Annotated in this window: 8 protein-coding genes; 3 read left to right on the top strand and 5 right to left on the bottom strand. The window is 45.5% G+C overall.

What is annotated here, in order from left to right; genetic code table 11:
* Positions 1-212: 212 nt before the first annotated feature.
* The gene (locus tag QT974_RS16895) at positions 213-797 is read left to right on the top strand and encodes a D-glycero-alpha-D-manno-heptose-1,7-bisphosphate 7-phosphatase (protein WP_333469600.1); all 585 of its coding nucleotides are present in this window, start codon (positions 213-215) and stop codon (positions 795-797) included.
* A 90-nt stretch (positions 798-887) separates the two neighbouring features.
* Here QT974_RS16895 and QT974_RS16890 read toward each other — a convergent pair whose 3' ends face one another.
* The 5 genes from QT974_RS16890 to ftsH2 all read right to left on the bottom strand — a co-directional run bounded on the left by QT974_RS16890 (position 888) and on the right by ftsH2 (position 9,469).
* Positions 888-2,111, bottom strand: coding sequence for a hybrid sensor histidine kinase/response regulator (locus tag QT974_RS16890; protein ID WP_333469599.1), 1,224 nt, complete (start codon positions 2,109-2,111; stop codon positions 888-890).
* A gap of 9 nt (positions 2,112-2,120) precedes the next feature.
* Positions 2,121-5,069, bottom strand: a complete 2,949-nt coding sequence (locus QT974_RS16885; protein WP_333469598.1) for a PAS domain S-box protein — start codon at positions 5,067-5,069, stop codon at positions 2,121-2,123.
* Between the two features lie 524 nt (positions 5,070-5,593).
* A complete protein-coding gene (locus QT974_RS16880) occupies positions 5,594-6,883 on the bottom strand; it encodes an aminopeptidase P N-terminal domain-containing protein (RefSeq protein ID WP_333469597.1) in 1,290 nt (429 codons plus the stop codon).
* A gap of 117 nt (positions 6,884-7,000) precedes the next feature.
* Complete coding sequence (locus QT974_RS16875; RefSeq protein WP_333469596.1) at positions 7,001-7,363, bottom strand: hypothetical protein; 363 nt, start codon at positions 7,361-7,363, stop codon at positions 7,001-7,003.
* A 219-nt stretch (positions 7,364-7,582) separates the two neighbouring features.
* A complete protein-coding gene (gene ftsH2, locus QT974_RS16870) occupies positions 7,583-9,469 on the bottom strand; it encodes an ATP-dependent zinc metalloprotease FtsH2 (RefSeq protein ID WP_333469595.1) in 1,887 nt (628 codons plus the stop codon).
* 322 nt (positions 9,470-9,791) lie between these two features.
* Between ftsH2 and QT974_RS16865 the strand changes: the two genes are divergently transcribed.
* Positions 9,792-10,874 (top strand): ParM/StbA family protein, encoded by a 1,083-nt coding sequence (locus QT974_RS16865; RefSeq protein WP_333469594.1) that lies wholly within the window; start codon positions 9,792-9,794, stop codon positions 10,872-10,874.
* A 20-nt stretch (positions 10,875-10,894) separates the two neighbouring features.
* The gene (locus tag QT974_RS16860) at positions 10,895-11,413 is read left to right on the top strand and encodes a hypothetical protein (RefSeq protein ID WP_333469593.1); all 519 of its coding nucleotides are present in this window, start codon (positions 10,895-10,897) and stop codon (positions 11,411-11,413) included.
* The last annotated feature ends 237 nt before the right edge of the window (positions 11,414-11,650 follow it).

Here is an 11,650-nt window from a genome sequence, read left to right as displayed (position 1 = left end):
CGTTACATCCGTTACACAATCCGTTTATGTCTTCTGACTTCATTAGACTTCGCTGGCAGACGAGTCTTCCTTCTGACTAAAATCCGTTACATCCGTTACACAATCCGTTTATGTCTTCTGACTTCATTAGACTTCGCTGCTAGACGAGTCTTCCTTCTGACTAAAATCCGTTACATCCGTTACACAATCCGTTGCCGAACTTCCTTTTGATTATGAAACGAGCAGTATTTCTCGATCGCGATGGCGTCCTCAATATCGAAGCAGGTTACATTCACAAACTAGAAGACTTGCATTTAATCCCCGGCACAGCTAAAGCTGTACGCCATTTAAATGACAGAGAAATTTTTTGCTGCTTGGTTTCCAATCAATCCGGGCCGGCGAGGGGTTATTATCCAGTCAGCCACGTTGAAGCTTTGCACAAACGCCTGTGTTTGTTACTAAAAAAAGAAGCCGGAGCAAGATTAGATGCTCTTTATTACTGCCCTTATTTGAGCCAAGCCGAAGGCGGAACAAACCCAGAATTTACCCGATATACAACTTGGCGAAAACCGAATACAGGGATGTTGGTAGCGGCGGCTTGGGAACACGATTTGGATTTGGCGAATAGTTTTATGGTGGGGGATAAAGCGACTGATGTCGATCTGGCTCACAATGCCGGCTGTACTGGTATTTTGGTGCAGACTGGTTACGGCGAAAGTGTGTTGAGCGGCGAGTATCAGCACCATACTAAACCGGATTTTATTGCTGCAAATTTAGCAGCGGGGGTTGAGTGGATTTTGCAACATTTTGATGATTGAGCTAGTCAGCAAATAAACATTGCTAGTGTCAATTACAATTTTAATTACAAAGCAACCAGCCGCTGTTCGGTGCAAGTTTTCTTTCGCTCATCAATCTGACTGAGTTTTTGAGGCAAGAGCCACATAAGGAAGCACGACTGTAAAGGTAGTACCAACGCCGATTTTGCTTTCGCAGGCGATCGCACCTCCTTGCAAATCCACAGCTTTTTTAACAATCGTCAATCCCAAACCGTTACCTTTAATCTTTTCAGTATTCTTGCAGCGGTAGAACATTTCAAATATTTTCCCTAATTCAGTTTCTGGGATACCCATACCTTCGTCTCGGATGCGCAGAATCAGTAACGGAGAGTTAATATTTGTCACAGGGGAATTGGCAAACAAACACTGAGGAGACAAGCAGAAAATAGCTTCTTTCTCACCTGCTGCTCCTTGATGATATTCCAATTCTAATGTAACTTGCCCGCCGTTTGGAGAATATTTGATAGCGTTGACGATTAAGTTAGAAATAATGCCGTGCAGCAATTGTTGGTCTAACATGGCGCTGGTAACGCCCGACGGGATTAATATTAGTTTGTGCTTGGCTTCATTTCCTAACTGCAATTGATCCAGCAAGTCTTGACAAAACTCAACTAAATTTATCGGTAATGGATGGCATTTTAGTCTGCCTGCTTCTACTCTGCCCATGAACAGCATATCGTCGATTAGCTGGTTCATTTTTTGTGTAGCTGAGTGCACTAGGCGCAGGGTTTTGACTTGGGATTCCTCACTTCTGCGAGTGCGATCGATCTTTAGCAGTTCGGCAGAGATTAAAATTGCGTTGAGCGGGTTGCGCAACTCGTGGGCAGCCATTGATATATATTGGTTTTGGCGCTGCGATTTTTCTTCCACCGACTCTCGGGCTGCTTCCGAATCTTTGAGAGCTGCTCGCATCTTGGCTTCGATTTCGTGTCTGTTCAGGGCAATCTCGATCGCCACCCGCAAATCATTTTGTTGAAAAGGTTTAATAATATAACCGAATGGGTCTGTCATTTTCGCTCTTTCTAGCGTTTTTTCGTCTGCATAAGCTGTCAAAAATATTGTTGGTACATTTACTTTTGTTCTAATTTTTTCGGCTGCTGTCACGCCATCCATCTCACCTTTAAGCACGATATCCATCAGCACTAAGTCCGGCTGATTTTCCGCTACTTTTTCGATAGCTTCTTCTCCTGAAGTAACTGTAGCTGTTACTAAATAACCCAATTTTTTTAATCTCCCCGCTATGTCCTCGGCGACAATAATTTCGTCTTCTACCACCAAAATTTTTATAGTGTTCATATTTTTTTCTTAAATGCGCCGCCGATAATTTAACTCAAGGAAACTAATATGGTAACAAGTTCCGCACTCACTGTCAACAACAATGTTCCCCTCTAATTGTTGAGTCAACATCCGTACTAATCGCAATCCTAATGTTTCGCTACTTTCTACATCAAATCCCGTCACAAATCCGCTGCCATTGTCTTGAATGCTTAAGTGAAATTGCTGAGCCTTGATTTCATTAAAATTAATAGTAATCTCACCTGAAAAACTTTGGGTAAAGGCATATTTTAAGGAATTAGAAACCAATTCATTAATAATTAAACCGCAAGGAATTGCTGTTTCTATATTTAAATAAATGGGATCGATGTTGAGATTGAATTTGATGGAAGTATTGCCGCAACCAAAAGATTGATACAAATTAGCAACCAAGTTTTCGACGTAGGGCGGGAGGTCGATGCGATCGAGATGTTCCGATTGATAAAGTTGCTCGTGAATCAAAGCCATTGAATGGATGCGGGTTTGGCTTTCTTCAAATAAAGCTAGCGTTGGTTCGTCTTCGATATATTGAGCTTGAAGTTGCAGCAGGCTGGAAACTACCTGCATATTATTTTTAACTCGGTGGTGAATTTCTTTAAGCAATACTTCTTTTTCGCGGAGTGCTGCTTGGATGCGGGCTTCAGTAAATTTGCGATCGCTAATATCTTCGCAAATACCCGCAAGCCGATAAACTTTGCCCGATTCGTCATAAATGGGAAAAGCTCGATCGCACACCCAGCGAATTGTACCATCTGGCAGCAAAATCCGATATTCGGTACTGGTAGATTCGCCCTGCAACACTCGCGGAATTGAATGTTGCAGCAAATCTAGATCCTCTGGATACACCCACTCCATCCATTTGATCGGATTGGCATATAATTCTGCGCGGCTGCGCCCCCAGATTTGTTCGTAAGCTGGGCTCAGATACAATAGATCCGTAAAGTCAGCAGAAACTAGCCAGAAGGAATCTTGGATATTTTCTGCTAGCTGGCGGAAGCGTTCTTCACTTTCGCGGATAAATTTTTCTGCTTGTTTTGCTTCGCTGATATCTTCTGCAATGCCCACGACGCGGTAAACTTGACCAGCTTGATTTTTAATCGGAAAAGCCCGATCGCGAATCCAGCGAATTTCACCATCCGGCCTGACAATTCGATATTCTATCTCGTTTTCAAATACAATTTTTTTAGTAAAAATAGCCATAACGCGAGCGCGATCTCCCGGATGGAGGGAGTCTGCAAAAAAGTGTCCGGAAGCATACAAATCAGCGCGGCTTCTTCCCCAAATTTTTTCGTAACCCGGACTGATATAAATCATTTTCTGGGGTTGAACGTCTACCATCCAAAACACACTTTCAATATTTTCTGCTAGCTGTCGGAACCTTTCTTCGCTTTCTTTCAGTGCTGCTTCTGCTCGTTTGCGATCGCTGATATCTTCTATAACTGCTACATTGTAAACTGCTCCGCTCAAAGGTTCTTCGACTAAGGAAACAGTTATGTTTACCCAGATTAAAGAACCGTCTTTGCAAACCAAGCGTTTTTCCAGATTGAAACAGTCTAATTCCCTCGCAAACAATCTGTTATTTTTATTCAAGTCTGAATCTACATCTTCACAATAAGTGACATCCATCCAAGTTAGGCACAGCAATTCTGCCGCAGTATATCCCACAATCTTGCAGAATTTTTGGTTAACTCGCAAATAGCGGCCAGTTTTGTCGCAGTGGGTAATACCGACTGCTGCTTGTTCGACGGTTGCTCGAAAGCGTTCTTCGCTATCTCTGAGAGCCGCTTCTGCTTGTTGGCGTTGCGTAGCTGCCGCCACGGCATCGCTAACATCGCGCTGCACGCCAAAATGCCCTACAATTCTGCCGTGGGAATCATAAATGCAAATATAGTCACCTTCCACCCAAATGCGAGTCCCATCAAACTTGCGATTGTCACATTCAATATGAATTCTACCAGCATCAAACAATTGCTTGACTATTTCTCTGCTACCAGCCAAGTTGTGAGACAAAAAAGAGTTAAGCGTCAAAGAAATTAACTCTTCCCTAGTAGTTCCGTATTGAGCTATAAAAGCATCGTTTGCCTTCGTCACGCGTCCGTTACCAAATACGTAATCCAAAACTTGTTCTTTGTCAACTGTATCGTCCCAGTACAGGGGTTCGTCCAGCATCATAAAGAAAAAACCATCTAAAGATTGAGAGAAAAACAATTCTAGCTGTTGCTGGCTTTCCCGCAAAAATTCTTCAGTACGCCAGCGATCGATAATTTCTTCCCGCAATTGTTGGTTAGCTATTCTTAAATCTTCCGTACGTTTTTGATATTTTATTTCTAGATCGTTCTTCAGCCGTTGCAGCGCGAAATCTGCCTGTTTTTTTTCTGTAATATCCTGAGTAACTACCAGACCGGCAAAAATTTCTTCCAAGTCATTTTTTACCGGACAAATTGTTGTTAAATAAAATCTATCGCGGTATTTATATTCAAAATTATTCTCTTCTCCTGCTAAAGCTGCGCGATATTTTGCATCAAAGAATTGCAAATCTTCGGGCGGGGATACTTCCCCTAATGTTTTGCCTTCCAACAGTTCTTTAGATAAACCAACTACCGCCAAACCTTGACCGTCAACCAGAGTATAGCGCAAATCGCGATCGAATAAAAATACCGAACCATTCGGATAATGTTTGATGAGAGTTCGGTACATTTCCTGGTTTTTTTCGAGAGATGCAATTAACTGAGTTCGCTCATCGTCAATGATATCGAATTTAGTTGCAGAACCCCAAGAGTCAGCATTTTTGACTGCTTTGAGTTGTGCTTCTAATGTCTGGCATAATTTTCTATGCTGCTGCAAATCCTCTTCAAGTTGCCGAATTTTTACGTTTTGCTCTGATACTAATGCTTCGCAGGTTTCGAGAGGTCGATCGATCTTTGTGGCATCAATACACATATAGTAATACTCAAATGAGTGAGGTACAAAGTGCTAATGGGTAATGTGGTTCAACAGTTGACAGTTGACAGTTGATAGTTGACCGAAGGATACCGACCTCTACCTATAAGTCCGAGGATTGGAGTAATGAATAGTCTAATTTTAATTGATCCCGCTCCGGCTTTGGGCTTTCAACCAATTCTTTCTGGTAATGGATAAGACAACTGGGACTACCTTATACCAGTTCCCAAACAAATGTAACTTGAAGCCAGATCCAAACCCTACAGAATCAGCCATTTTAAATTCTTTAATCTCAAATGAGCTGGCTCTTTTTCTTACAGTTGCGGACTTGAGTTTTATCAAGCTTAGCATTAATACGACTAACGCCAAAAAAACGTAGGAAGCGCGAATTATAGCGGTGCGCAGTGCGCGCCCTCCTACACAACGCCGGTTATGAGTCCATGAGTGTGATTACTTTCTTCCTTCTTCCTTCTTCTTCCTTCTTCCTTCCTTCCTTCTTCCTTCCTTCCTTCTTCCTTCTTCCTTTATTTAGGAACGCCCGCCGTCAAGACTTCATGACTGTCAACAGTCACCAAAACATCATCTTCAATTCTCACACCAATACCGCGCCATTTTTCAGGAACCTCCGGCTGTCCTTCAACGGGTTTAATATAAGGAGAAATATAAATCCCCGGTTCCACCGTCAGCACCTGTCGGGCCTGCAAAAGTTGCGGATTTTCGCCGTACTGATAAACACCAACATCGTGCACGTCCAATCCCAGCCAGTGACCAGTGCGGTGCATATAAAACGGCTTGTATTTCTCCTCTTTAATTATCTCTTCAATGTCGCCAACCAAAAGTTTTAAATCCATTAAACCTTCCACCAAAACGCGCACTGCGGTTTCGTGAATTTTGCTGTAAGGATTTCCGGGATATACTTGACTAATTGCCTGCAATTGTGCTTGCAAAACTAAGTCGTAAATAATCTGTTGTTCGGCGGTGAATTTGCCGCTGACGGGAAAGGTGCGAGTAATATCGGCGTTGTAGTAGTCGCAAGCACAACCGGCATCGATTAGCAGCAAGTCGTTTTCCTGCATTTGGCGATTGTTTTCGATGTAGTGGAGGACGCAGGCATTGTTACCGGATGCCACAATTGAAGGATAAGCGGGAGTGCCGCCGTTCATGCCAAAAATATGTTCTATTTCTGCTTGAATTTCGTATTCGTATCTGCCTGGTTTGGCAAATTCTCGGGCGCGGTTGTGGGCGCTAACTGAGATATTAGCTGCTTTGCGCATTAAGGCTAATTCTGTTTGGCTTTTTACCAGCCGCATTGGGTGTAAAATGATGTTGGAATCTTCGATCGCAGTGGGGCCTGTACCGCGTTTGGGGTAAGTGCGCATCAAGCTTTGCCAGTGGTTGAGCACTGTTTGGTCGAAAGTGCGATCGCGCCCGAAGTGATAATATATGCGATCGGCTTTTTCTAAATATTTCGGCAGTTTTTCGGCAAGTTCGGCAATGGGAAACGCTTCATCCGCGCCGTACAACTCCTTAGCGCCTTCAACTCCAGCGCGATAACCGTGCCAAGTTTCTTTTTCCAAGTCTTTTGGCTGCACAAACAGGATAAATTTGTGTTCTTCGTGGTGTGGCGCGAGCACTGCTACGGCTTGGGCTTCGTTGAAACCGGTTAAGTAGAAAAAATCGCTATCTTGTCGGTAGGCGTATTCAACATCGTTGTGCATGACGGCTGCGGGGGCACTGCGAAATATTGCTGTCCCGCTGCCAATTTTGGCCATTAACTGTTCGCGTCTTTGCCGGTATTCGCTGGGGTTGGTCATTCGATTTTAGATTTTAGATTTTAGATTTTAGATTGCAGCCTAAGTCGCGATCGACATTTTAGGTTATTCGATTTGGGATTTTGGATTGCAGCCTAAGTCTCGATCGACATTTTAGGCTTATTCGATCGCCAATTTACAAGTATAGTCAACCATCCGAGACAAAGATGAGTTGCGATCGACCAAAGTCCACCTCGGATCGAAATTCGACCAATTTTCACCATCTTGGCTCACCCTGACAGTTCTAAACTCTCGCTGCTTGCAGTTAACTTCCATCTGTACCAGCATTTTTTCGTTACTAAACTGCTGAGTTCCTAAAACAGTTCTCACAGCATAAGAGGGAGCACCGGGAAATTTGGATTTACTTAATTTTACGCTGCTAGGGTCAATACAAATATCTACAAAACATCTTAATTTTTCGGCGCGGGCGCTCAAACTATTGAGGGGAATAAAAATTAAAGTCGCTATTAAAACTATTGACAAGTTCTTATTTGTATGATTATAAAATTTAGTTTTCATCTGCGTTAATTTGCGTTCATCTGCGGTTATTCTCTCAAAAATCAACTCGGCGGTTGAAACCGCTACTATACAGACAAAGTCCGCCTCCGCGGACTGAAGAAATTAAACCCGCCTTACAGCGGGTTTTGTCTGTGTAGCAGCGAATTCTATTCGCCCTGAATATTTGCCGAGAAGATTAGCTCTTTAAAGCTGAGGAACGTATTGTTCTTTTTCAGGAACGAAAGTGTATTCAGAGACGATTAGGCGCAACTCTTCGCCGTCGATGGTTTCTTTTTCGATCAGCAAATCGACTAAACGATCGACTACGCTGCGATTGTCGCGAATAATTCGGCGGGCCTCGTCGTAACAACGATCGACAATTTCCCGGACTTGTCCGTCAATCCGAGAGGCAATTTCTTCGGAATATTCCGATCGCGCCGTGTAGTCGCGGCCGAGGAAAATCTCGCTTTGTTGAGCTTCCAGGGCGATCGGGCCCAAGGTAGACATCCCGTAGCGAGTCACCATTTGGCGGGCCATACCGCTGACTTGCTGCAAGTCGTTGCCGGCACCGGTGGTAACTTCAGCGTCGCCGAAAACTACTTCTTCGGCTGCGCGGCCGCCCAAAGCACCGCTAATCCGGGCTAGGATTTGCGATCTTGAAATCAAACCTTGGTCTTCGCTGGGCATGAACCAGGTTAAACCGCGGGCTTGTCCGCGAGGAACTAAGGTAACTTTTTGTACGGGATCGTGGGCTTGAATGACTGTACCGACGATCGCGTGACCGATTTCGTGGTATGCAATCAAGCGCTTGCTCTTGCTGTCCACCAATGGGGTGCCTTCCATACCTGCGACGACGCGATCGACTGCATCGTCAATTTCGAGCATCGTAATCGCTTCTTTGCGGCGTCTCGCTGTCAAAATAGCAGCTTCGTTGAGCAAGTTAGCCAAATCCGCGCCGGTAAAACCGGGAGTGCGGCGGGCGATCGCATCCAAAGAAATATCAGCACCCAGTTTTTTGTTGCGTGCGTGAACTTCAAGAATGGACAACCTGCCCTTGATATCCGGTGTATCAACGCTTACTTGGCGGTCAAAACGACCCGGACGCAGCAACGCGGAGTCGAGCACGTCAGGGCGGTTCGTAGCAGCAATGATGATGATGCCAGTATTGCCCTCAAAACCGTCCATTTCGGTCAGCAACTGGTTCAGTGTTTGTTCCCGTTCGTCGTTACCGCCACCGATACCGGCGCCGCGCTGGCGGCCCACTGCATCGATTTCATCGATAAAAATTATACAAGGAGCATTTTCTTTAGCTTTCTTGAACAAGTCGCGGACGCGGGATGCGCCAACACCGACGAACATTTCGACAAATTCTGAACCGGAGATGCTGAAGAAAGGGACGGCGGCTTCACCTGCGATCGCTTTTGCTAGCATGGTTTTACCTGTTCCGGGAGGGCCCACTAGCAGCACGCCTTTGGGAATCTTGGCGCCGACTGCGGTGAAGCGTTCGGGTTTTTTGAGGAAAGTCACGACTTCGGCGAGTTCTTCTTTGGCTTCTTCTACGCCTGCTACGTCGTCGAACAGTACGCCTGTTTTAGCTTCCATTTGAAAGCGTGCTTTGGATTTGCCAAAATTCATGGCTTGGCCTGGGCCTCCTGGCACGTTGCCGCCGCGGCGGAACAAGAAGAACAGCCCTCCTACTAATAACAGAGGAAATACTAGATTGCCTAACACTCCCCAGATAGCGCCGTCGTTGCGCAGCGGGTGAGTGTCGAAGCTGATTTTGGAGTCTCTGAGTCGAGAAACCAATTCCGGGGCATTTGAGGGCAAGTCCACGCGCCACCGCTGCTCGTGATTGTCTAGTTCGGGATCTACGGCTAGGACGATCGCTGTGCGGCCTCCGTCGTACAAATCAACGCTGGTGACTCGATCGGCGTTTAGGTAATCTAAGAATCTACCGTAGCTCAGGCGGGTGCTGGCGGTGTTCTTGCTCATTTGGGCCGGAGATGGGGCAAAGGCTCCCTGCCACAAGAAAAAGCCGATGACTAGGGCGGGTAAAGTCCAAAGTAGTATAGTTTGCCAAGAAATTTTCATAAATGCGGGTGCCTTGAGTTAGGGACAGATCGGGTAAGCTGGCGGTCTCGGAGTTAGCGTGACAAAAGTTTACACTCAGAATCTTAACTAAATTTAACTTAACAAGGCACGATCGGGCAAGATAGTGGCGATCGTCGCAATCGAGAAAAAGTTAGGTTAGTTATGGTAACGGCGATCGTCCCGAATATAATATTTGGTGCTGATTTCAATACCTATCTAGGTAGAGTAAAAAAAATAGCCACAAAACCTACTGTCTTTAAGCGCGGCAGTGTCCATGGATAAGGCATGATAATGGTGAGGCTCAGTGAGGTAACACATTTCAATGACAACTAGACAGCTTGTTCCTAATTCGGCTATGCTGACGCAGCAGACTAAGATCGCTTCTCACAAATCGATTATTAGTGCTGATTTGGGTCGTACAGCAACCAAAGCTTGCGTGAGTCGCAACCCAAATGGTGTTGTTTTCATCCCTGCCAACGTGGCTACTATGCCCGTGGAAAAAGTGCGGGGCGGCAGCTTTGAGTCAAAAGCAACAGACCCTCTGTTGGATATGTGGCTGGAGCACCAGGGCAAGGGGTACGCCATCGGCCAACTGGCCGCGGACTTTGGCGCTAATCTCGGTGGGGCTGACCAGTCGAAAGTAGTAGATGCTTTGGTTAAGGTTTTTTCCTGTGCTGGATATTTCCAGATGAAGGGCGAAATGGCAGTAGTGCTGGGTTTGCCTTTTTATTCGCAGGATCAGTTTGAGAAAGAAAAGGAAGAGATTATCAGCCAACTCCGCTCTCCCCACGTTGTGGTGTACCGCGGCGAGCGTTTGGAAATTGATATCCGCCACGTTTGGGTGATGCCCGAAGGATTCGGCAGCCTGATTTGGTGCGAGGCTCAAGACAACAAGGAGTTTACGCCGGATTTACCGGAACTGTCGGTGGCGGTTGTCGATATCGGACACCAGACTACTGATTTGTTAATGGTCGATCGTTTCCGGTTCGCCCGGGCGGCTTCAAAAAGCGATTCCTTCGCCATGAACAAATTCTACGAACAAGTTGCCTCAAAGATTCCGGGGGCAGACCCTCAATCCCTGTCTTTACTGGAAGCAGTAAATAAACCGGAAGGTCAGCGTTTTTACCGTCCCAGAGGAGCGACAAAGCCGACTAATTTAGATCCGATTATTAAGGATTTGCGAGAGGCTTTCGCTAACGAACTGTCCGAACGTTTGGTGCAGTGGCTGCCCGAACGGGTAACGGATGTGGTTCTGACTGGCGGCGGCGGCGAATTTTTCTGGGAGGTACTCCAACCTTTGCTTAAAGACGCAAATCTTAAGGCTCACTTGGCTCAGCCTTCTCGGAAAGCTAATACTTTGGGACAGTTTATTTATGCTGAGGCTCAGCTAGCCACGATTAAGTAACGCATTAAGGCTTGAACCCTATGGCACTGTGGGCAAAAAATAAGGCGAATTTCTCGGTGGCATTTACGGAAGATGCTGCGGATCAAACTTTGCTGGCGGCTATTGAAAAAGAGTTGGCTTTTACGAAGTATCAGACTTTCAGCAATCTCTGCAAGCAAGCTTTGTGGCAGTTTTTGTCTGTATCTGAGTCTGCTAGCTCTACAGATAGCTCTCAGCGGTTGGAACAGCGTATTGCTGAACTTGCCGTCAAATTTGCAGAGTTTGAGCGCAATGTTTCTGCTGAGGAATTAAGCCGTTTGGAAGGACTGGAACATCACCTGAGTCAATTGGGCGCGCAGTTGGATCAGTTGCAGGGGAGTGTTAACAGTAAGTTTGCTCAAGTTTCTTTTGCCCAAGTTTCAAAAGTAGTAGAGCCTGACCCGATCGAGTCTGAGTCTGTGGTGGATGATAATGTAGTTTCTGATGCTGAGGTTGCTCCTCGTCGGGAGTCCGATCCTTTGTTGGAGCGTTTAAGTTCTTTGTTACCGCAAGATTTCTAGAATGAGGTAGACCAAGGCCAAAAAGCCTTGAGATATGATGTTAGTGGCCCGCTGTTGGCAGCAGGTACTGAATAAATAAAGCGATCGCTCTTTTGGAAAAAAGGGCGATCGCTTTGTTATTGGTTATTGGTTGTTGGTTATTGGTTGTTGGTTATTGGTTGTTGGTTATTGGTTATTGGTTGTTGGTTATTGGTTATTGGTTATTGGTTATTGGTTATTGGTTATTGGTTATTGGTT

This window comes from Microcoleus sp. BM001215392, assembly GCF_036700185.1.
Taxonomy (GTDB): domain Bacteria; phylum Cyanobacteriota; class Cyanobacteriia; order Cyanobacteriales; family Microcoleaceae; genus Microcoleus.
This window is presented reverse-complemented; position numbering and strand designations above follow the sequence as displayed.